General features: G+C 53.9%; 19 protein-coding genes. 15 read left to right on the top strand and 4 right to left on the bottom strand.

From position 1 onward, the window contains the following. Positions 1-43: 43 nt before the first annotated feature. The 4 genes from thrS (at position 44) to rplT (ending at position 3,675) form a co-directional block, all read left to right on the top strand. Complete coding sequence (gene thrS, locus CLV58_RS01825) at positions 44-1,987, top strand: threonine--tRNA ligase (RefSeq protein WP_106136049.1); 1,944 nt, start codon at positions 44-46, stop codon at positions 1,985-1,987. 197 nt (positions 1,988-2,184) lie between these two features. Further along, the gene (gene infC, locus CLV58_RS01820; RefSeq protein WP_106136048.1) at positions 2,185-2,742 is read left to right on the top strand and encodes a translation initiation factor IF-3; all 558 of its coding nucleotides are present in this window, start codon (positions 2,185-2,187) and stop codon (positions 2,740-2,742) included. A gap of 284 nt (positions 2,743-3,026) precedes the next feature. Beyond that, positions 3,027-3,221, top strand: coding sequence for a 50S ribosomal protein L35 (gene rpmI, locus CLV58_RS01815; protein WP_106136047.1), 195 nt, complete (start codon positions 3,027-3,029; stop codon positions 3,219-3,221). A gap of 109 nt (positions 3,222-3,330) precedes the next feature. Next, the gene (gene rplT, locus CLV58_RS01810) at positions 3,331-3,675 is read left to right on the top strand and encodes a 50S ribosomal protein L20 (protein WP_106136046.1); all 345 of its coding nucleotides are present in this window, start codon (positions 3,331-3,333) and stop codon (positions 3,673-3,675) included. Between the two features lie 102 nt (positions 3,676-3,777). Here the strand turns inward: rplT and CLV58_RS01805 are convergent, their stop codons facing one another. Next, positions 3,778-4,290, bottom strand: coding sequence for a nuclease A inhibitor family protein (locus tag CLV58_RS01805; RefSeq protein ID WP_106136045.1), 513 nt, complete (start codon positions 4,288-4,290; stop codon positions 3,778-3,780). A gap of 126 nt (positions 4,291-4,416) precedes the next feature. Here CLV58_RS01805 and CLV58_RS01800 point away from each other — a divergent pair, with 126 nt between their 5' ends. The 6 genes from CLV58_RS01800 (at position 4,417) to CLV58_RS01775 (ending at position 13,600) form a co-directional block, all read left to right on the top strand. Then, entirely contained in the window at positions 4,417-4,986 is a 570-nt protein-coding gene (locus CLV58_RS01800; protein WP_106136044.1) for a DUF937 domain-containing protein, read from the top strand. Between the two features lie 276 nt (positions 4,987-5,262). After that, a complete protein-coding gene (gene dnaK, locus CLV58_RS01795; protein ID WP_106136043.1) occupies positions 5,263-7,191 on the top strand; it encodes a molecular chaperone DnaK in 1,929 nt (642 codons plus the stop codon). A gap of 240 nt (positions 7,192-7,431) precedes the next feature. Beyond that, complete coding sequence (locus CLV58_RS01790) at positions 7,432-9,627, top strand: PAS domain-containing sensor histidine kinase (RefSeq protein WP_106136042.1); 2,196 nt, start codon at positions 7,432-7,434, stop codon at positions 9,625-9,627. A 75-nt stretch (positions 9,628-9,702) separates the two neighbouring features. Next, positions 9,703-10,758, top strand: a complete 1,056-nt coding sequence (locus CLV58_RS01785; protein WP_106136041.1) for an alpha/beta hydrolase — start codon at positions 9,703-9,705, stop codon at positions 10,756-10,758. 40 nt (positions 10,759-10,798) lie between these two features. After that, positions 10,799-12,280 carry a leucyl aminopeptidase family protein gene (locus CLV58_RS01780; RefSeq protein WP_106136040.1) on the top strand — a complete coding sequence of 494 codons (1,482 nt, stop codon included), beginning with the start codon at positions 10,799-10,801 and terminating at the stop codon, positions 12,278-12,280. A 111-nt stretch (positions 12,281-12,391) separates the two neighbouring features. Then, on the top strand, positions 12,392-13,600 hold the full coding sequence (locus CLV58_RS01775) for an ATP-grasp domain-containing protein (RefSeq protein ID WP_106136039.1): 1,209 nt from the start codon (positions 12,392-12,394) through the stop codon (positions 13,598-13,600). A 3-nt stretch (positions 13,601-13,603) separates the two neighbouring features. On the opposite strand, the gene CLV58_RS01770 is transcribed toward CLV58_RS01775, so the two are convergent. Further along, complete coding sequence (locus CLV58_RS01770) at positions 13,604-13,852, bottom strand: hypothetical protein (protein WP_106136038.1); 249 nt, start codon at positions 13,850-13,852, stop codon at positions 13,604-13,606. Here CLV58_RS01770 and CLV58_RS01765 point away from each other — a divergent pair. Further along, positions 13,851-14,930 (top strand): tetratricopeptide repeat protein, encoded by a 1,080-nt coding sequence (locus tag CLV58_RS01765; RefSeq protein ID WP_106136037.1) that lies wholly within the window; start codon positions 13,851-13,853, stop codon positions 14,928-14,930. The genes CLV58_RS01770 and CLV58_RS01765 overlap by 2 nt on opposite strands. 132 nt (positions 14,931-15,062) lie before the next feature. Here CLV58_RS01765 and menD read toward each other — a convergent pair whose 3' ends face one another. Next, positions 15,063-16,808, bottom strand: coding sequence for a 2-succinyl-5-enolpyruvyl-6-hydroxy-3-cyclohexene-1-carboxylic-acid synthase (gene menD, locus CLV58_RS01760; RefSeq protein ID WP_106136036.1), 1,746 nt, complete (start codon positions 16,806-16,808; stop codon positions 15,063-15,065). 245 nt (positions 16,809-17,053) lie between these two features. On the opposite strand from menD, the gene CLV58_RS01755 reads away from it, so the two are divergent. From CLV58_RS01755 to trmB, 3 genes are read left to right on the top strand one after another with little or no spacing between them, the layout of a single operon-like run. Next, positions 17,054-17,998 carry an energy transducer TonB gene (locus tag CLV58_RS01755; RefSeq protein ID WP_106136123.1) on the top strand — a complete coding sequence of 315 codons (945 nt, stop codon included), beginning with the start codon at positions 17,054-17,056 and terminating at the stop codon, positions 17,996-17,998. Next, entirely contained in the window at positions 17,999-19,297 is a 1,299-nt protein-coding gene (locus CLV58_RS01750) for a bifunctional folylpolyglutamate synthase/dihydrofolate synthase (RefSeq protein ID WP_106136035.1), read from the top strand. Positions 19,298-19,302: 5 nt separating this feature from the next. Continuing rightward, positions 19,303-19,968, top strand: coding sequence for a tRNA (guanosine(46)-N7)-methyltransferase TrmB (gene trmB / locus CLV58_RS01745; RefSeq protein ID WP_106136034.1), 666 nt, complete (start codon positions 19,303-19,305; stop codon positions 19,966-19,968). 84 nt (positions 19,969-20,052) lie between these two features. Here the strand turns inward: trmB and gap are convergent, their stop codons facing one another. Then, the gene (gene gap / locus CLV58_RS01740) at positions 20,053-21,048 is read right to left on the bottom strand and encodes a type I glyceraldehyde-3-phosphate dehydrogenase (protein ID WP_106136033.1); all 996 of its coding nucleotides are present in this window, start codon (positions 21,046-21,048) and stop codon (positions 20,053-20,055) included. Positions 21,049-22,195: 1,147 nt separating this feature from the next. Between gap and CLV58_RS01735 the strand changes: the two genes are divergently transcribed. Then, on the top strand, positions 22,196-23,011 hold the full coding sequence (locus CLV58_RS01735) for a 2,3,4,5-tetrahydropyridine-2,6-dicarboxylate N-succinyltransferase (RefSeq protein WP_106136032.1): 816 nt from the start codon (positions 22,196-22,198) through the stop codon (positions 23,009-23,011). Positions 23,012-23,036 lie beyond the last annotated feature (25 nt).

Raw genomic sequence — 23,036 nt, 5'->3', positions numbered from 1 at the left:
GTTGTAGGCGGGCGGTGGGTATCTTTTAACAACCAACCAAGTTATGATTGCGCAGGACGAACAAATCCGCGTGACGCTGCCCGATGGGAGCGTAAGGCAGTATCCAAAGGGCTCGACCGGGCTGGATATCGCCACCCAAATCAGCGAAGGGCTGGCCCGCAACGTGCTGGCGGCCAAAGTGAACGGCGTTGTGCAGGACGCGACCCGACCCATCGAGTCGGACGCTAACGTACAACTGCTGACCTGGAACGACCCCGAGGGCAAGGCAACGTTCTGGCACTCGTCGGCTCACCTGATGGCCGAAGCACTCGAAGCGCTGTACCCCGGCGTGAAGCTGGGTATCGGGCCGGCCGTCGAAACCGGCTTCTACTACGACGTCGATCTGGGCGGGCAGCCGTTTTCGCAGGAAGACTTTAAGAAGCTGGAAGACAAAATGCTCGAACTGGCCCGGCAAAAACAAGCCTTCGTGCGCAAGCCGGTCAGCAAGCCCGACGCCATTGCCTACTTTGAAGAAAAGGCCGACCCCTACAAGCTCGACCTGATCGACGGGCTGGAAGATGGCAGCATTACGTTTTATACGCAGGGAAATTTCACCGACCTGTGCCGGGGGCCACACATTCCCAACACGAGCTTCATCAAGGCCGCGAAAATTATGAACGTAGCTGGTGCCTACTGGCGCGGCAACGAAAAAAATAAGCAGCTGACCCGCATTTACGGCGTTACCTATCCCAAGCAGAAGGAACTCGATGAGTACCTGTACCTGCTGGAGGAAGCCAAAAAACGCGATCACCGGCGGCTGGGCAAAGAACTCGATCTGTTTGCCTTCTCCGAAAAAGTGGGTGCTGGTTTGCCGCTCTGGTTGCCGAAAGGAACAATGCTACGCGAACGGCTCGAAAATTTCCTGCGAAAAGCGCAGCTGCGGGCCGGGTATTCGCCCGTCGTGACACCCCATATCGGTAGCAAGCAGTTGTACGTAACGTCGGGGCACTGGGAGAAATACGGCGAAGATTCGTTCCAGCCGATTCGTACGCCCGATCCAAACGAGGAGTTCCTGCTGAAGCCGATGAACTGCCCGCACCACTGCGAAATTTACAAGACGCGTCCGCGCTCGTACCGCGACCTGCCGCTGCGTCTGGCGGAGTTCGGCACGGTGTACCGTTACGAACAGTCGGGGGAACTGCACGGACTGACCCGGGTGCGTGGCTTTACGCAGGACGACGCCCACATCTTCTGCCGCCCCGATCAGGTGAAGGAAGAGTTTATGAAGGTGATCGATCTGGTGCTGTACGTGTTCAAGTCGCTGGGTTTCAACGACTACAGCGCACAGGTGTCGCTGCGTGATCCGGAAAATAAAACCAAATACATCGGCTCCGACGACCTGTGGGAAAAAGCGGAGTCGGCGATTATCGAAGCAGCCGCTGAGAAAGGCTTGCCGACCGTAACCGAGCTGGGCGAAGCGGCTTTCTACGGCCCCAAACTCGACTTCATGGTGCGCGACGCGCTGGGTCGCCGGTGGCAGCTCGGTACGATTCAGGTCGATTACAACCTGCCGAACCGGTTCGAGCTGGAATACATCGGTGCCGACAATCAGAAACACCGCCCTGTGATGATCCACCGCGCACCGTTTGGCTCGCTGGAACGGTTCATTGCGATTCTGATCGAGAACACCGGCGGTAATTTTCCCCTGTGGCTGTCGCCCGATCAAATCGCGATCCTGCCGATTTCCGAGAAGTACGAAGACTACGCCAACGAGTTGTTCTTCACGCTTCAGGAAGCCGACATTCGCGGTTTCGTCGACCTGCGCGACGAGAAGATTGGCCGGAAAATCCGCGATGCCGAAGTCAATAAGGTGCCGTACATGCTGATCGTTGGCGAGAAAGAAGCCGCCGAAGGGCTGGTATCGGTTCGCCGGAAGGGGCAGGGTGACCTGGGTAGCCTACCCGTCGACGAATTTATCAAAACCTTCCAGGCGGAGGTGAAGGTATAAGTTGGATCGGTATACGGTATACGGTTTTCAGTATGTGGAGGGACACAGGTGTCAGCTACCAAAAACAGAAAACCGTATACCGTATACCAGCATCCAGTTGCGCCAAACGCTTATTTTCAATACATTCCCGAACTTTTTAACGCCCCCGGCGTTATCAAAACGGCTTTAAAAGTCTATTTTTTCACGAAAAACACTATATGGCATTACCCCAGCGCAGACCACCCCGTCGCGTGGTTGAAGAACCCTACAGAGTCAACGAACGCATTCTGGCCCGCGAAGTGCGGTTGGTCGGTGAAAATGTAGAACAGGGAATTTACGAGGTTAACAAGGCGCAGGCGGTTGCCAAAGCGCAGAACCTCGATCTAGTCGAAGTATCGCCCAACGCGGTACCACCCGTCTGCCGGATTGTCGACTACTCCAAGTTCAAGTACGAGCAGAAGAAAAAGCAGAAAGAAATCAAGTCCAACGCGACCAAAGTCGTAATCAAGGAGATCCGGTTCGGACCAAACACCGATGATCACGACTTCGAGTTCAAGCTGAAACACGCGATTAACTTCCTGAAAGAAGGGGCGAAAGTAAAGGCATACGTACAGTTCGTCGGCCGGGCCATCGTCTTCAAGGATCGTGGTTTTCAGTTGCTGGAGCGTTTCTCGAAAGGCCTCGAAGAGTACGGTAAGATCGAATCGGAACCGAAACTCGAAGGAAAGCGGATGATCATGTTCCTGGCTCCCAAAGTCGTAACGGTAAAGAAATAAGGGCCGTATAGCCCGTGTGAACGAGCAGTCTGGCAACGGGCTGCTCGTTTTTTATGGACAGGATTACAGGATTGACAGGATTTTATGGCACGCGGATGACACGGATGAAGCTGATTTTTCACATTTAGATCATTTCGGGAAAGCAACGATCAGCGGCTATCTGCCGAAATTAGTGGCATCTTCGTGCTAGTATGAAAATCCTGCTAATCCTGTAATCCTGTCAACAGAAAAAACCGTATCTTTGCGGCCTGTTTACTTATTTCTGTTCTAAAGCGGTTACTACAATGCCAAAAGTTAAAACAAACTCGGCTGCCAAGAAGCGTTTCAAGCTGACGGGTACCGGCAAAATCAAGCGGAAGCACGCCTTCCACAGCCACATTCTGACCAAGAAGACCACCAAGCAGAAGCGTAATCTGGTGCACGACACGACCGTCAACAAGTCGGACGAGAACCGCATCAAGGCGCTGCTTAACGTCTAGTCAGTCTATTAATACGCAGGGCAAGTTGCCCGGTTTATGTTTCACCCGATTGCTGGCCAGCTAAGAACCGACTCATCTGGTCGCCAGCTGTCAAAAAACAACACACACAATGCCACGTTCCGTCAATCACGTTGCCTCGCGGGCACGCCGGAAGAAAGTAATGAAGCTGGCCAAAGGTTATTATGGCCGGCGTAAAAATGTTTGGACGGTTGCTAAGAACGCCGTCGAAAAAGGGTTGGGTTACGCTTACCGTGACCGCCGTGCCAAGAAGCGCGATTTCCGTTCGCTCTGGATTCAGCGGATTAACGCCGGTGCGCGCATCAATGGCCTGTCGTACTCGGCCCTAATGGGTGCCCTCAACAAGTCGGGCATCGAACTCAACCGCAAAGTACTGGCCGATCTGGCCATGAACCACCCGGAAGCATTTGCTGCCGTTGTGAACCAGGTAAAGTAAACAGACTATAAGTAAGAGAAAAGAGGTAAGACAAAAGAAGAAAGACACTGGCGCAAACCAATCTTTCTTCTTTTGTCTTACCTCTTTCTTCTTGTAAGCGGATCAGCTTTCCACGACGGTCGTCTGGATGCCGGCGCGGGTACCGTCGGTCAGGCGGCCCAGCAGGTAAACCGTAATTTCGGTTTTGCCCTGCCGGAATATCTGCTGACCCGTCAGTTGAGCATCGAGTATCGCTTTAAGTTTCCGAAAGGTAGCGGTACGTTTTTTCTCGTCGTCGCCGTACCAGTCTTCGTCAGTGAGGACCGGTGCCCAAAAATCATCAACGCTACCTTCCTCCACGTATACCGATGGGGGGACCATCTGCCACTCCTTAATCTGCACCTCGGTTAGGGGGGCTTCCTGGGCCAGGTAGCAAGTCACAAACGTGACCGGTTCGTCAGACTCGCTTGGGTATAGCAGATCCGTCAATAAAGGATCTACCGCTTCTTTCAATGACACAAGTGCTTTATCATCAGTAGCTTCAGTCGAAATTTGCACTGCGGCTGAGGCAGGCGTTGACGCAGGCTCCGGCGTAGCTGCTGCGTCGGTGTTACGTTTGGCAGGGTTATTCGTCATAGGCTGCGAAATAAAACGGTTGCTAAAAAAGCGGGTGGTTCTGTGAACCACTATGTACGAATTAAGTAGGTTTGACTCAGTAACCACACTCGTACTACACCGGTTATCAATAAAAACACAAAAGTCATGTTAGAGACCCTGATGAATTTGGTGCGCGAGCACGCAGGCAGTACTGTCAACAACAATCCGGCTGTACCAGCGGGCCAAAGTGAAAATGTGATGCAAACGGTTGCCAGCAGTATCCTGGGTGGCCTGGGGCAACAGGCGCAGGGGGGCGGTCTGGGCAACATCATCAGTATGATCACCAACGGCGGGCAGAATGTACAGCAGAGCCCCGTTACGCAGGGGGTTCAGCAAAACGTCGAGCAGAACCTGATGCAGAAACTAGGGATATCGCCACAGGTAGCCATGTCGATCGCGTCGGCTGTCGTCCCGATCGTACTGAGCAAACTGATGAGCAAAGCCGCTGATCCAAACGACAAGAGTGTCGATGCCAACAGCATGCTGGGCGCGGCTACCGGACAACAGGGTACCGACTGGATGGGGATGGCGTCGGCTGCGATGGCGGACGGAAAGCTGGATATGAGCGACCTGATGCGTGTGTTCAGCGGTCAAAAAGGACAGCCCGCGCAGGGTAATCAGCCGTCGTCGGGCGGGGGGCTTGGCGACATGCTGGGTGGCCTGTTCGGCAAGTAAGCGATAGTCCCGTAGTATAGAAAAAAAGCCGATCCCGCGTAGATCGGCCTTTTTTTGTTTGACGCTGCCAACGGCGCAAAAACTGCCGAGGACGTCAGTAAAAGCTGCCAACGGTGGTGTGTCCACTGCGTTCAGTAAGTCAATATGGCTATAAACGAACGATCATCTGTCATTCTGACAGCTAATTGGTAAAACCTTTGAACTGGCATTTCTATTGATATATAGCTGTCATCTGTCAGTAAGTTCGACACACACAAGTAGAAACTAAACCATAGTATGGGAAAGATCATTGGGATTGACTTAGGCACCACGAACTCGTGCGTTGCCGTGATGGAAGGGAACGAGCCGGTTGTTATTCCTAACTCGGAAGGCGCCCGGACCACTCCCTCGGTGGTTGCCTTTATGGACAACGGCAACGGCGAACGCAAAGTCGGCGCGCCAGCCAAACGTCAGGCCATCACCAATCCAAAGAATACGATTTCCTCGGTGAAACGCTTCATGGGTAAGCGCTATAACGAGGTAACGAACGAAATCAAAAACGTCGCTTACGACGTAGAAAACGGTCCGAACAGCACCCCACGGGTGAAGATCGGTGATCGTCAATATACTCCCCAGGAGCTTTCGGCGCTGATTCTGCAGAAAATGAAGCAGACGGCTGAAGATTACCTGGGTCAAAGCGTAACCGAAGCTGTTATCACGGTACCTGCTTACTTTAACGATGCTGAGCGTCAGGCCACCAAAGAAGCGGGTCAGATTGCCGGTCTCGACGTAAAACGAATCATCAACGAGCCAACGGCCGCTGCACTGGCCTATGGTCTGGACAAAACAGATAAAGATCAGAAAATCGCCGTATTTGATCTGGGTGGTGGTACGTTCGATATCTCGATCCTTGAACTAGGCGACGGTGTATTTGAAGTAAAAGCAACCGACGGTGATACGCACTTGGGTGGTGACGACTTCGATCAGGTAATCATCGACTGGCTGGCCGACGAATTCAAGAAAGACGAAAACATCGACCTGCGCCATGATCCGCTGGCGCTGCAACGGCTGAAAGAAGCGGCCGAGAAAGCGAAGATCGAACTGTCGAGTTCGAACTCGACCGAGATCAACCTGCCGTACATCATGCCGGTGAATGGTATCCCCAAACACCTGGTCCGGACGCTGAGCCGCGCGAAATTCGAGCAACTGGCCGATTCGCTGATTCAGCGTAGCCTGGAGCCTTGCCGTCGGGCCCTGAAAAACTCGGGTCTGTCGGCCGGTCAGATCGACGAAGTACTGCTGGTCGGTGGGTCGACCCGGATTCCGAAAGTACAGGAAGAGGTTGAAAAACTGTTCGGCAAGAAGCCGTCGAAAGCCGTTAACCCGGACGAAGCCGTCGCTATCGGTGCGGCCGTGCAGGGTGGGGTCTTGACGGGTGAAGTAAAAGACGTCCTGCTGCTCGACGTTATCCCGCTGTCGCTGGGTATCGAAACGATGGGTGGTGTCTTCACCAAAATGGTGGATGCCAACACGACGATCCCGAGCAAGAAAGTGGAAGTGTATTCGACTGCGTCGGATAATCAGCCAAGCGTGGAGATCAACATCCTGCAGGGCGAGCGGCCGATGGCGGCTCAAAACCGTCAGTTGGGTCGGTTTATCCTGTCGGATATTCCACCAGCCCCCCGTGGTGTACCCCAGATCGAAGTAACGTTCGACGTCGATGCCAACGGTATCCTGAACGTAACGGCGAAAGACAAAGGCACGGGTAAAGAACAGAAAATCCGGATTGAAGCATCGAGCGGTCTGACCGACGCTGAGATCAACCGGATGCGCGAAGAAGCGAAAGCCAACGAAGCGGCCGACAAAGCAGAGCGCGAAGCCATCGAGAAAGTCAACCAGGCCGACTCGATGATTTTCCAGACCGAGAAGCAACTGAAAGAATACGGCGATAAGCTGTCGGACGGTAACAAGTCGGCGATCGAAGCGGCACTGACCGAACTGCGGGCTGCCCACGGTTCGCGCGATGCGGCTGGTATCGACGCGGCTCTGGAGAAGCTGAACGGCGCGTGGGCCACGGCCTCGACCGAGATGTACAACGCGACCAACGGCGCGGGGGCTAACCCGGCGGATGGCGCGGGCTTCGACGGTGGGGCTACCGGCAACCCGAACCAGGGCCAGCCATCCGGCGACAACGTATCGGACGTACCTTACGAAGAAGTAAAGTAAGCTGACTCGGGATTCGTGTGATCCATTAATCACACCGATTTCAGAAGATAGATAAGGAAGCCCCTGCCGGAGACGGTGGGGGCTTTTGTCATACGATAGAATTTGATCCATACCGGATGGATAATCAGCGTACGCTTACCCACTAGAGTTGGTCGGCGGAGGCGAAACGGTTAACTTTGACCAGACCGACCGGGTCAAACCGCATCCCTGGTCGTGTGTTGCAGACGTAGCGATTTGTCTATGGTATCTACTGGTACACCTGTACAAGCGTACGCCTTCCTCAACGGGGGCGGAGAAATGGTTGCTCAGTTGCGTGCGTATGACTGGACGCAAACGCCGTTGGGTCCGTTCGAGCGCTGGCCCGCCAGCCTGCGTACTACCCTGGGCATTTTGTTCCACTCGCAATCGCCCATGGCGCTGTTCTGGGGGGATGAATTACGTTGTTTTTACAACGATGCGTACCGACCGGCGCTGGGACAGGCTAGCGGACAGGCTCGTCCGTTGGGCAGTCCGGCTCGGGAGGTCTTTACCGATCCGGGCGTGGAAATGTACGGTGTGATCAATCGGGTGCTGACGAGTCAGGAAGCCGTTTTGCTGGAAAATCGGCCGGTTCACATTGACCCAAACGGCCGGCCGGAAGTCGCTTATTGGACCTTTAGTTACAGCCCGGTTTATACCGAATTCGGTTTACCCGCAGGCGTATTCGTGACCTGTACGGAAACGACCCAGGCCGTACTGACGCAGCGACAACTGGATGCGAGCAAGAAACAGGCGCTGGCGGTATTCGATCAGGCACCCGTTGGTGTTGCGCTGATCAGCGCCGACCGCCTGACGTTTCAACTGGCCAACCAATGCTGTTGTGCGCTGATTGACCGGCAGGCCGACCAACTAATCGGGCGGGCCTTTCTCGACGTTCTGCCCGAACTGGCCGGACAGGGTTTCGATGATTTGTTGATGAATGTGCTTGAGACCGGACTCATGCAACGCGCCGAGGAGGTGCCGGTTACGCTCAGGCGGCATGGTCAGCTGGAAACCATCTACATCGACTACACCCTTCAACTGCTCCGGAGTGATGCGGGCGATCATGGGGAGGTGCTGGTCATGCTGACCGACGCGACGACCCGGGTCGTTAACCGGCAGGCGTTGGCGGAAACGGAAGCTCGTTTTCGGGTGTTGGTCGAGGAGGCCCCGGTGGCTACCTGCCTGTTTGTCGGCCGGGAGTTGCGCATCGAAGTGGCCAACCAGGTCATGCTGAACATCTGGGGTAAAGGGAATGGGGTACTCAACAAGCCACTGGCCGACGCCCTGCCCGAGCTGAACGGGCAACCGTTTCCGGAACTGCTCGACCGGATTTACACGACGGGGGAGCCCTACGCGACGATTGGCGTTCCCATCGATTTGTCTGTCGACGGAAAGGTGAAGCGGCATTATTTCGACTTTACCTACAAACCGTTGCGCGATACAACCGGCGCGGTATATGCCATCATCGATATGGCGATCGATGTAACGGAGCAGGTACTGGCCAAGCAGAAGCTGGAAGAAAGTGAGAACCGCTACCGCCTGCTGTCCGCCGAACTCGAAGTGCAGGTGCAGGCCCGGACGGCGGAACTGGAAGTGGCCAATGAAGAACTGCGCGGATCGAACGAAGAGATTGCCGCCAGTAATGAAGAGTACGCGGTGATCAATGAAGAACTTGAGGAAGCCAATGGCCTGTTGCTGCGGTCCAACGATAGCCTGGAGAAGTTTGCCTACGTCGCCAGTCACGACTTGCAGGAGCCGCTGCGCAAGATTCAGCAGTTCGGCGATCTGCTGAAAACGCGCTACGCGGATGCGGCCACGGAGGAGTTTCGGTATCTGGAACGTATGCAGCTGGCTGCCAGCCGCATGTCGACGCTAATTCGCGACCTGCTCAATTTCTCCCGGATTTCGGTCCACCGCGACACGAGTGGCCCCGTACCGCTGGCAACGATCATCAGTTCGGTGCTGGTCGATCTGGAACTGACCGTACAGGAAACCGGTGCCCAGATCGAGGTGGGCGCGTTACCCATGGTCGCCGGCGATCCGCTACAGCTTGGTCAGTTGTTTCTGAACCTGCTGTCGAACGCACTCAAGTTTCGTCAGCCCGATCAGCCGCCCTGCATTCGGGTTACGTCCGCTGCCGTTACCGCCCACGAACTGCCGCCGTCGATCCGGCCCAATCGGCTGGTCAACCTGTATTACCGGATCGACGTAGCCGACAACGGAATCGGCTTTGACGACAAATACGTGGACCGGATCTTTCAGATCTTTCAGCGGCTGCACGGCAAGAGTGCCTACACGGGTACGGGCATCGGCCTGGCGATCTGCGAACGGGTTGCAATTAACCACGGTGGCGGTATTACCGCCGTCAGCCAGCCCGGTCAGGGAGCGACCTTCTCGGTGTACCTGCCTGCCTGATGCCACCCGGTTGCCGTTACCAGAACGGGTTATCCCGAACAGGAACGAATTAGTCGTTCCGACGATTGCTGATGTATGCCGCTACGCTTTGACCTGACTACCCCTGAAACCGATGACCGGCCGGTGTTTCTATCGGGTGATTTCTGCGACTGGTACCCCGACCTGCCCGCGTTCCAGCTTCAGCCCATAGCACCCGGCCGGTACCAGCTCGACTGGCCATCGGACGTCGCGTTGCCCGACACACTGGTGTACAAGTATACGCGGGGCGGCTGGGATCAGGTCGAACTCGACGCCTGGGGCGGTGGGGCACCCAACCGAACCACGCGCCGAACATCAGGTAGTTGTCGGGACGTTGTGCCGCACTGGCGCTGGTACGGGCATGCCGTCAATCCGGCCTGGTGGCCCCGCCTGGCGCTGGATGAACCGATCCCGGTACCGCAACTGAATACCAGCCGCCGGGTACGCGTACTGGTCCCGTTCGATTACGAACAGACCGACCGGTCGTATCCGGTACTGTACCTGAACGACGGACAGAACCTGGCCGGTAGCGGTTCGGACTACGGCAGCTGGACGGTCGACCGGACGATGGCACTGCTGGCGGGCCAACACCGGCACGCCGTGATACTGGTGCTGATCGACCACGGCGGTACCGAGCGGGTGAGTGAGTTTACCCCCGACCGCACCCTGGCCGGGACGGGTAATGGGCGACGTTACCTCGACTTTCTAGTCAACACCCTCAAACCGTACATCGATACCCGATTCCGTACGCTGCCTGCGCCGGTGCATACCGGCATCGGGGGAAGTTCCCTCGGCGGGCTCATCAGTCTGTACGGGGGGCTGCTGCATCCGGGCACGTTTGGAAAACTACTCGTATTTTCGCCCTCACTCTGGATTTCCCAAACCGTGTACCGCGACGCCCGGCGACTAAATCTCCCACAGCCGATGACCGTTTACCTGTATGGGGGGAAGCAGGAAAGCCGGCATATGGTATCGGCCCTGAATCAACTGGTTCGGGCGTTGCAGCATGCACCCGAGCGGCTGAATCTGACACTTGTGGTCGATCCCAGCGGTCGGCATAACGAAGCCACCTGGGGACGGGCTTTTCTCCCGGCCATGCAGTGGCTGTTTTAATTCAATATCCCTACAGTTGTAAATCCGAACAGACAAGATCATGCAGCTTTCTCTGGCAACAGCGCCCATCGAATCGGGCGCGCTGGTTCTACCCGTGCTGAAACAGGCAACCGACCAGGCAACCGTTGCTTCGTTGACGGAACCGACCGGTTTGCCCGACTCGCTACTGGCGCAGTCGTTCAAGGCGGGCCTCAACGAAACGCTACCTGTACTGAAAACCGATGGCTCGGCGGTGTACCTGCTCGGGCTGGGCGACGCGCCGTCGGTGCAGGATTGGCTTAAAGCGTTTCGCAAATTCTTTTTCGCCTGGAAAACAAAACTGCCCGGTCGGGTCACGGTCGACCTGCGGCAGCTTCCGGCGGACGTGCTGACCGAATCCGCACTGGAATCGATCGGGCTGGGTATCCGGCTGGGAGGCTATGACCTGCGGCTTTACCAGACCGATCGCTCCGAAACGCCCGTGCTGTATACGAATGCGGGTCGGTTAACGGTGTTAATCGGTGCTGATCGGCAGGAATGGGCACAGACGATTCTGAATCGGGTCGAGGTGCTGGCCGATACACAACTGTCGCTGCTGGATCTGATGAACGCGCCGGCGAACTATAAAACCCCGCAAACGCTGGCCGACTGGACAACGGAGTCGGGTCGTCGGCATGGGTACGCCGTACGCGTGCTCGACAAGGCGGCTTTGGAAGCCGAGGGGCTGGGTGCGCTGCTGAGTGTCAGTCAGGGTAGTGAGGTGCCCCCCGTGTTGATTATTGCGGATTATGTGCCGACGGACGGTTCGGACAACAATCCGACAATCGGACTGGTAGGGAAGGGGGTTACCTTCGATACGGGTGGCATATCGATCAAGACGTCGACCAACATGCACCTGATGAAGAGTGACATGGGAGGAGCCGCTGCCGTACTGGGCGCGGTGGCCGTGGCCGCCCGGCTGCACCTGCCGGTGCGGGTAATCGGTATCGTACCGGCGACTGAAAATAGTATCGACGGCCGGTCGACCAAGCCTGGCGACGTGATTACCTCGTATCTGGGCAAGACCATCGAAATTATCGACACCGACGCCGAGGGGCGTGTGATTCTGGCCGATGGACTGGGGTACATGATTCGTAACTACCAGCCCGACGTCCTGATCGATCTGGCTACTTTGACGGGGAGCGTCATCACCACACTAGGGTATCACGCGGCTGGGTTGTTCACGCCCAGTGATGAATTAGCCGGTCAACTCACCCGGTCGGCCGACGCAACGGGGGAACGGCTCTGGCGGCTTCCCATCTGGGACGACTACCGGGAGGATATAAAATCGGACGTGGCCGATGTGAAAAACTTTAGTGGTAAACCGCTGGCCGGCGCGATCACCGCTGCCAAATTCCTGGAGGTGTTTACCGAGAAGCACCCCGCCTGGGCGCACCTCGATATGGCCGGTACGGCCTTCGCCGACTCAGAATTCGGCACTCAGAAAAACGCCACCGGCTACGGAATCCGGTTACTGACCAAGTTTTTACTGAGCAAATTGTGAAAGAGCGAAAGAATGAAAGAGCGAAAGAGCGTTTGCGGGTCTAATCACTCTTTCGCTCTTTCATTCTTTCGCTCTTTTAAATATCTTACCCCCGTCTCAACCTGCTAATCTATGCCGTCACTGTCGTTTTTGTGCATTGCTACGTTTTTTAAAGGAGAGGAGTTCATGCGGACCTGTAAGCAGCTCGGTAATACGGTTTACCTGCTTACCGATCGGAAACTGGCCGACAAAGACTGGCCGCGCGACGCCATCGACGATTTCTTTTACCTGCCTACCTCGGCGAATACGACGGAAAATCACAATGAAATGCTGGCCGGCCTGGCCTTTGTCATGCGGTCGCGAAAAATCGATCGGGTGGTGGCGCTGGACGACTTCGACGTAGAAAAGGCTGCCCTCATCCGGGAAACATTCCGTATTCCCGGTATGGGGCAGACGACCGCCCGCTTCTTCCGCGACAAACTCGCCATGCGCACGCGGGCGCAGAGCGAAGGAATCCGGGTGCCCGCATTCAGCGCCCTCTTCAACGATCAGGCCATCACTGATTTTCTCACGAGTACCGAAGCGCCCTGGCTGATCAAGCCCCGTTCGGAAGCCTCGGCGACGGGTATCCGGAAGGTGCATTCGCTGGACGAAGCCTGGTCGGTTATTCACCAGCTCGACAACGAGCGGTCTAACTACCTGATTGAATCGTTCAAGCCCGGTACGGTTTACCATGTCGACTCGTTATCCTGCAATGGGACCATCGTGTTTTCCCGCGCCAGTCAGTATCTGGCGACGCCGATGGACGTGGCGCACGGGGGGGGCGTATTCCGGACTATGAACCTGGCCCTCGATGCACCCGAAGCGGCAGATCTCTACACCATGAACGAAGCGGTGATGGGGGCGTTCCGGATGCTGCACAGCGCGTCGCATTCCGAGTTTATCCGCTGCGACGACGGCGAATTGTATTTCCTGGAAACCTCGTCGCGGGTGGGCGGGGCGCACATTGCCGAGATGGTCGAAGCCGCCACGGGGGTCAACCTATGGCGTGAGTGGGCCATACTGGAAAATGCCGTTGCCCGCGATCTGACCTACCTGCCACCCGTCGACCGGCCGCAATATGCCGGCCTGATCGTTTCGCTGGCGCGGCAGCAATGGCCCGATCTATCGGTGTTTACCGAACCCGAAATCTGGTGGCGCATGAACCGGGAGTACCACGTCGGGCTGATCGTGCGCGCGACGGACCCGGGCCGGGTGCGGCAGTTGCTGGATGCGTACATGCAACGAATCTACGCCGAATTTCACGCGTCGGCCCCGGTACCCGACAAACCAACCAACTGAGGGTTAGTTTAGCTCGTGCCGTTCGATCGTCGCCTGCCAGTCGGCATCCATGTCGCGGAAGCGTTCGGCAATACGTTGCAGAAACGGTTCGTCGAGCATCGTCAGAATATCGGTCTCCTCGATAACGTCGGTATCGCTGACCTTGTACGTCTGCTCGTACGGACCCGCGTCGATTTTGAGGATATATTTGCCGTTCCAGGCATAAAGACCAATCCGAAACAGGGGGTGGGGGATATCCTGAACAAAACGCATGGGACTACAAAATCAAAAAATAAACAAGGCCGGTCGGCTGACGGGCTGGCTGGCAAAGATAACAACGTACGGCTTGTTGGTACCAATTAGTCTGGTAACGGCCTGCACCGATCGCTCCGACGAAGCGGCTCAGTTTTTTCTGCGGGGGAACGTACAGTTGCAGAAGCGCGAATATCGGGAAGCTGTCCGGTTCTACACCGAAGCGCTGGAGAAAAAGCCCGATTTCGCGGATGCCTACAACAACCGGGGACTGGCCAAATTCCGCAACGACGACGTGGAGGGGGCGCTGGCTGATTACAGCCGGGCTATCGATACCGACCCGGACTTTGGCGCGGCTTACCTGAACCGGGCCGAAGCCCGCCTGGACTTGGGCGATGCCGGGGGAAGCCTGACCGACCTGCAACGAATCGAAAAGCAGTATGCCGATTCGACGTTTTACCAGCTGCGGCTGGGCGATACCCATACCCGACTCAATGAGCCGGCCCGCGCCCAGCTTGCCTATGACCGCGCCATTCAGCTCGCCCCGAACAACGTCGAGGCTTTGACGAATCGGGCCGCGTTATTTTTCAGTCAGAAAGCCTACGAACTGGCCCGGCAGGATATTGCGAACGCGTTGCGCCTGAATCCGAAGCAGGATGCCGCGTTGAACAACCAGAGTCTACTGCTGGCGCAGGCGGGTAAATTCGCCGACGCACTGACCTACGTGGACCGGGCGCTGAGCGTCAAGCCAACCCAGCCCTACTACCTGAACAATAAAGCGTACCTGCTGCTCATGCTGAACCGGCCCGCCGAAGCCCTGCCGTTGGTGGAGCAATCGATCCGGTTGAACGATCGTAATGCCTGGGCTTACCGGACGCTGGGACTGTATTACCTGAAACAGAAGCAGACCGAACCGGCACTGACAAACCTTCGCAAAGCCGAGCAACTCGACCCCTCGGTTGACGCACTCTACTATTATATCGGTAAGGCGGAAGCAGAGGCTGGTCGCCAGGAAGCTGCCTGTGCTGCCTGGGCACGGGGCGTTACGGCCGGTGATCAACTGGCTAAAGCAGAACAGCAGAAACAGTGTGGCAAGTAAAGTACTGGTTTATGACAGTCGGCGATGGACTATGTTCCGGATGAACGTCGCCGACTGTCATAAACCATTTTTTGTGCATAGTAAAACTATACCTGTAGTTGTAGTTAGTTTGACGGGCTTGCGTTACCTGATTTATGCTGGTAACGACAGGCTCGCCTTATAGCGTTGAAACTGTTCCTGATTCGCGTACTTATCCGTTGTAATCTCCAGCAACTGTGCCTTATCGGACGGGGCAAAGAAAGTGGGCAGGAGGGAAGTCAATTCCTGTGCCTCACGACAGGCATGATACAGCAGCCCGGCATCCTCGGCCGTTCGGCGGGCCGTGTACCCGTGGGGCGTTTCAAAATACGGTTCCAGTTCGGGTTGTTTGCCGGGTCCGTCGATGATGCGGAAGATATGGCCGCTGTCATTATTTACCAATACGATGCGGAGATTCGCAGGAACAGGTGCCGACCACAGCGCATTACGATCGTAAAAGAAAGCCACGTCGCCAATGACCAATGTAACCAGCTGATCCGTTTGTAACGCAGCGCCCACGGCGGTGCTTAAACAACCGTCAATGCCACTAACGCCCCGGTTTGCCCAAACCGAAATGCGCTGGTTCTCTTGTAAACCGCATAAATTGGCGTACCGCACCGGCATGCTATTCGCCAATTGTAAATGGGAGTTGACGGGTAATTGCGTCAGTACCTGTTGAACGGCCGACCAGTCGGTAAGGGATTGGTTGGCCGTTGTCAATAGCTTGTAAACGCGTTTGGCGGCCTGTTGGTCGGCTCGTTGCCAGGCGGTGAAAAATTCACTTTCCTCGCCGGGTTCATCGTCCATACCTTGCCGAAAGCGTTGATAATCAAGATCGTTAACTAACTGTTGAAGAAAGGCAATCGGTTCGGCACTGATCAGCCGGGTTAAACGCTGAAATGAATCGTTGATGCGGTCGGGGGCTGGCTGAACGTGCCAGTGTTGCCGGGCCGGGTAGCGCCGGAAGAATGTTTTGAGGCCGCGTGTCAACAGCGAATTGCCAATGGTAATTAATAAATCGGGTCGGAGGGAAGCCGCCTGTTCATCGGTCAACTGCGTTAAGATTGTATCGGTGTGGGTAATGAACAGGCCGTTCTCGCCCAGGTTCGCGGTAATTTCGCCCAGCACGGGTACGTTAAATTCCTCGCTGATGGTACGTAACGCAGTTAACAAGGCTGAACTGTACACGTGTTGCCCCACCAGAATCAGGATGCGTTCACTATCGTCCCAGTCGTCGAGTAATCGACGCCAGGTCTCGGTTGACAAGCGTAATTCCGCCGGTAGCGTCTCGATAACCCGTACCGCGCCGGGGCGGAATACCTCGTCGGGACTGGGGTAGAACGGTTCCCGGATGGGTACGTTTATATGCACCGGGCCGGGCGGAGTCAACTGACTAAGGGTAATGGCTTCGTTGACGGACCGATTGATTGCCCAATGTGAATCGGCATGGGTATAGTCGGCGGGCAGGTCGTAGCTCCGTTTAACGTGCGTACCGAAGATACCGACTTGATCGATGGTTTGTCCGTCCTGCTGGTGGAGCCACTCATGCGGTCGATCAGCCGTCAGTAACAGCAGCGGGATCTGCTGGAAAAAAGCTTCGGCCACCGCCGGCGCGAGATTATAGACCGCGCTCCCCGACGTACAGATAAGCACCACCGGGCGTTTGCTTAGTTGCGCCATGCCCAGGGCCACAAAACCGGCCGATCGTTCGTCGGCCATCACCCGTACGCGCAGGCCGGGATTCCGGGCGACGGCCAGGGTGAGGGGGGCCGACCGGGAACCCGGCGACACAACAACATCGGTAATTCCCCGGCGAACCAGCAGTTCGACCAGGTCAACAATAGGCTGGAGAATGGGCATGCGGACAAACGTAAGGTTGCAAACATAACCAAAAAGCCGCCGGGCTGGTCATACCAGCCAATAAGCCGGGACCGTAGACTGGTATTCCTACCGGATAACCCGAAAGATAGCGTCATACGGAATGGATTCCCTGCTTTTCTGTTACTTTGTTCAGTCGGCTGGTTTTTTCGGTAAACGAAGCCATCGCCAACCTACGTTATACGCTCATAAACCAACCCCCTTACAGTCGGCAACGACCTTACCCCATGAACCGCATCACCTTCGACAACGAACGCGAGATTCGTATCAAATCACTGGCGGGCGCGTTTATCATCAACGCGCTGCTGGTCGCGATCCTGCTGCTAGTTAACCTCACGCAGACGGTTCCCGACCCACCACCCATCGAATTCATCGAGGTAAACTTCGGGACGACCGACCGGGGCAGTGGAAACATCCAGACGCACAACAAACCGTCGGATTCGCCCAACCCCGTCGACGTAAAGCCGTCCAATGATCGGCCCAACCCCAGGGAGAACACAACGCCCCGCGTCGAAAAAACCAGGGTGACGCCCCAGCCGAAAATCGAGGATGCCAAACCGGCGCGTACGCCAACCGAAAAGCCGGTTATTGCGAGTAAGGTAGAAAGCCCCGTCGAGACGCCCCCGCGACCTGAACCCCGCCGGGTTGAAACCGCCAAGGCGACTGCACCTGTCGAACGGCCCGCGCCCCCCGCTCCGCCGAAGAAAGTGGAGACGGTTAACAACGATGCGCTCTTTAAAAAGTCGTCCGGCGGTGGTGGTGGCTCTAACGGGACCATCGGAAAAGCCAATGGGGTTGGTGGTAACAGCAACGGCGACGATGCCAGTGGTGTCGGCGATAAAGGAAATCCCAATGGCAGTATCGATGCCAAGAGCTTATACGGTACGCCGGGTGGTTCCAGTAAGGGCGTTGCCTTCGACGTATCGGGCTGGTCGCTGGCCAGCAGACCCAGTGTGTCTGACGACTCCGATGAGACGGGTAAAATTGTCTTTAAAATCACCGTCGATGGCGATGGAACGATTACCCGTATTCAGCAGCAACAATCGACGGTGAGTCCGGCCGTCGCCGACGTGTATCGAAAAGCGGTACAGCGACTTCGGTTACGACCGAAAGGGGGGGCCACCCCGCCAACGGCTACCGGTACCATTACCTTTATTATTACCGCCAAGTAGATGCAGTATTCGGAAGCGATCGACTACCTATACAGTCGGCTCCCCGTCTTTCACCGGATTGGAGCGAAGGCCCTCAAACCCGGGCTGGGTAATACCCTACGGCTGTGCGAAGCCCTGGGTAACCCGCAGCACCAGTTTCGGAGTATTCACGTAGCCGGTACGAATGGCAAAGGCAGCAGTTCCCACATGCTGGCGGCTGTTTACCAGTCGGCAGGCTACCGGGTCGGCCTGTACACGTCGCCCCATTTGCAATCCTTTACCGAGCGTATCCGGATCAGTGGCGTACCGATTGCCGAGGAACGTGTTGCTCAATTCGTGGTCGACAACCAGGCCCTTATTGAGGCCATCGAGCCTTCGTTCTTCGAAGTGACCGTAGCCATGGCGTTTGCTTATTTCGCCCGGCAACAGGTCGACCTGGCGATTATCGAGGTAGGGCTGGGAGGCCGCCTGGATTCGACCAACGTCATTACGCCGGCCGTTTCGTTGATCACCAACATTGGCTATGATCACACCGATATCCTGGGCGACACGCTGGCTAAGATCGCTACGGAGAAAGCCGGGATTATCAAACCAGGTGTTCCGGTGGTCATTAGCGAGACGCAGCCCGAAACCGAACCCGTCTTTTGCCAAATTGCTAATTCTGTGGGTGCCGACATCACGTTCGCCGATCAGCAGTGGCAGCTTACGGATACCGGTTTGCTAAACGGTAAGCGGCAGGTGACGGTGGGCGAAACAGGAGCGAACCTACCCTTTTCCGAAACGACACTTAGCCTTGATTTGCTCGGAAGCTACCAGCTACGGAATCTAGCCGGCGTGTTATCGACCGTGAATCGGGTAGCCGCAACCTGGCCTGTGACTACCGCACAACTGGCCGAAGGACTGGCTAACGTGACGAGGCTGACCGGGTTGAAAGGCCGCTTTCAGACACTACAGGAGCGCCCCAGGGTTATCGTCGATACCGCCCACAACGAGCCCGGTTTGGCCGCTTTGTTCGCGTCCGTGGGTTCGTTAGCCTACCAGTATTTGCACGTGGTGGTCGGGTTCGTAGCGGACAAAGATCGCCTGCCAGCCCTGCGCCAATTGCCCAGAGAAGCCCGGTATTATTTCTGTCAGGCGGAGAGTCCACGGGCGTTGCCGGTCGCCGTATTACAGCAGGAAGCCGCCGAACTTGGCCTGATCGGTACAGCATTTTCCGATGTCAACAGCGCCCTGAATGCCTCGCTCGGAGAGGCCCAATCTGACGACTTAATTGTCGTCACCGGAAGTAATTACACCATTGCCGAATTAACCAATTTATAGTAACAGTGACGCGTCGCAAACAACACCGTTTTTTACAGAATCAGGAAAGTCCCAATGTAATCGAAGTGGGCAAACCGGAATATAAATCGATTAAAGGTCGCTGGCGACTGGATCAGTTCGGGAATGAAAATCCCATTGTACTGGAATTGGCTTGTGGGAAAGGCGAGTACACCATTGGTCTGGCACAGGCGTATCCTGACACCAACTTTATTGGTGTCGATATTAAAGGAGACCGAATTGCTCGTGGCTCTCAGGCAGCGCTTTCGCTGGGATTGACCAACGCTGCCTTTCTTCGAACGGACATCAACTTTATCGAGGAGTTTTTTGAACCGGGTGAGGTTGATGAAATCTGGATAACGTTCCCTGATCCACAGCCCAGACCCCGGCAGGAGAAGCATCGGCTGACACATCCCAGGTTTTTATCGATTTACAAAAGACTATTGAAGCCAGCAGGCACTTTACATTTGAAAACAGATAGTCCACTGCTGTTCGCGTACAGCTTAGAGACTGTCGAGAAGTGCGAGTTTACAAATGTAATCAGTACGAATGATTTATATAACTCAACACTAAACGAAATTCACATCGGTATAAAGACAAAATACGAACAGTTGTTCTTTGATAAAGGGTTTACAATTAACTATTTACAATGTAAAAAGGGCACAACCGTTTAAGATTGTACCCTTTGATGTCAAATGTGAACTGAGTCGGCGAGATTTTATATAATTTACATATATGAATTCAAGCCGACTGTTCAGTTATTTAAACAGTTTAACGATCAGGTCGGCCACGCGGCTTGAATAGCCATACTCGTTATCGTACCAGCCGACCACTTTCGCCAGCGTACCATTGGCCGCTGTCAGTTGTGAGTCGAAAATACACGAGTGTGGATTACCGATGATGTCGACTGATACCAGTGGATCTGTCGCATATTCGAGGTATCCTTTCAGCGATGTTTCTGCCGCTTGCTTAATGGCGTTGTTGATTTCTTCAACAGTAGCTGCCCGTTTCAGTACAACCGTTAGGTCAGTCAGCGATCCATCTGGAGTAGGTACACGCATCGCGTTACCATCCAGTTTTCCTTTCAGCTGAGGTAATACAAGACCTACTGCTTTTGCAGCACCCGTCGATGTCGGTACGATAGAAAGAGCTGCTGCCCGAGCCCGACGCATATCCGAGTGAGGAGCATCCTGCAAATTCTGATCGGCAGTATAAGCGTGGATCGTGGTCATATAGCCACTCTCAATACCAAATACGTCGTCCAATACTTTGGCCATTGGCGCAAGGCAGTTGGTCGTACACGATGCGTTTGAAACGATCGTTTCTTCACCGGTTAGGGTGTCGTCATTTACACCCAATACTACGGTAGGAATGTTGCCTTTTGCGGGGGCAGAAATAACTACTTTTTTAGCACCTGCCTGTAAGTGCATGCCTGCACCTGCTTCATCAACGAACCGTCCGGTCGACTCCAGTACGACATCAATGTTGAGTTCTTTCCAGGGAAGATTCTTAGGGTCCCGCTCAGCGTAAGCGTTAATCCGTTGACCATTCACAGTTAGGCTTTCCTTGTCTGCTTCTACGGTGCCTGAGAAACGTCCGTGTACAGAGTCGTACTTCAGAAGGTGAGCAAGCGTCTCATTATCCGTCAGGTCGTTGATTGCTACTACTTCGACGTTTTCCTTGTTCAGTAGTGTACGAAAGGAGAGACGGCCGATTCGTCCGAAGCCATTGATGGCTACGCGTATTTTTTCCATGAACTGTTAATAGGTTTGTTCCGCTGCAAATATAAGGAACATTCGTGGGCTAGACTGTAGTATAAAGTAAGGGCAGAACCATACATAGAGTTATTTAGTAAAGAAACAGATTTTTAGTAAATATAATTAGCATAAAGACTATAATTAGCAAGATATATTAGCATTTATGTAGTTTTTTCCCATTTTTCGTAGTATTTTACGATCGTTTGACTAACATATAATAGTAATACTAATAAAATTTACTAATAGATGCACAAAAAACTAAATTTAGATTATATTACTAAAGTATCTGCAAGATTGGTATCTTGATAGTAAAATAGGTAGTATCCAATATATTGTGTTAGCACTTGTAGTATATATAAGATAGGAGAGAAGGTCTTAATCCAAGGCATAAAAAAATCCATACTTACACACCCAAACCTGCAATACAAAAACACCAATTTTGTATTACAGGTTTGGCTTTATTACACATCTTCTGTTTTGATCATAAGGATACGCTCTGTAAGCCTAGTATACTGTACTGCCTATAGCAGCCTTACAAACCCAAATTGAGTAAGATAAGAGTTCTTAAAATAATCATCTAACAAGCCAGCCTTTAAATCGGATTCACCGTTTACTAGCCGTGTAACAAAGCATTCATAACTTATACCTAATACATAATGATTCAGCACTCACTAGCCATTCAATTACACATCTAGATGTTACAACTCGTTTTTCTCGTTTAGCCCGATAGCGCTTTGTAACACTCAGCAAACTACGAGACACTGCTATATAACTGCGCACAATCTACACCAGCTTACAGAAACCCCTCTTTAATAAGTCGACCTGGCTAAACCATATATATGAGCTACATGAATTTGAACAATTTATGCAAACGCTTGCTTTTCATATAAATACTTTTACAACAAGTAATAAGCTAAATTGATCACTCATAAATAAATCCAGTAGAATCATACCACGGCTTTTGATCAGAAAAATATTTATTACAGCATATATTTAAACTATACACCTCGGGCGACTATATTTGGTTTACGATTTATGCCAGCGATAGCAGTAATTATATGTAACAGAATATTATTCTGCTTTAATATATAATTTTCTGACTATCAGCATTTTATCTACTTTAAGTAAAACAATTACTTTATTTATGATTGAACAAATTGAGCAGATTTGGTCTGACAGAAGTCTCCTTCAAGATTCTAATTCCCTAAGGATTGTCCAGGATGTAATTCATCAATTAGATAGGGGGGAACTGCGCGTTGCCACACCCCCTCAAGATGAAACAGGCAATTGGACGGTCAATGAATGGGTTAAAAAAGCTATTCTCCTATACTTCGTTTCTCAGCAAATGAAGCCTGAGGAAATTGGCATTTTTTCTTTTCATGACAAGATTCCTCTAAAAACAAACTTCGTTGAAGCTAAAGTAAGGGTGGTTCCTCCAGCCGTTGCTCGCTACGGATCTTTCCAAGCACCCGGCGTTATTCTGATGCCATCTTACGTGAACATTGGCGCATACGTTGATGAACGCACCATGGTCGACACCTGGGCCACTGTCGGCAGTTGCGCCCAGATCGGTAAGGATGTTCATCTAAGTGGGGGAGTTGGTATTGGTGGTGTGCTGGAACCACCTCAGGCATCGCCCGTCATTATTGAAGATGGCGCTTTCATCGGTTCACGCTGCATCGTAGTAGAGGGAGCACACATTGGCAAACGTGCCGTTTTAGGGGCCGGTGTCACTATAACAGGCTCCTCCAAAATTATTGATGTTACGGGTAGTGAACCTAAAGAGTACAAGGGATATGTGCCTGCTAACTCTGTCGTTATTCCAGGGAGTTATGCTAAACAGTTTCCTGCCGGCGAATTCCATGTCCCCTGTGCAATCATCATAGGCCAGCGTAAAGAATCGACCGATCTGAAAACGTCGTTAAACGAAGCTCTCCGTGAGAATAATGTGTCTGTGTAAATTGTACCACTGAGCATACTTACAT

This window comes from Spirosoma oryzae, assembly GCF_003002825.1.
GTDB classification, from domain to species: domain Bacteria; phylum Bacteroidota; class Bacteroidia; order Cytophagales; family Spirosomataceae; genus Spirosoma; species Spirosoma oryzae.
This window is presented reverse-complemented; position numbering and strand designations above follow the sequence as displayed.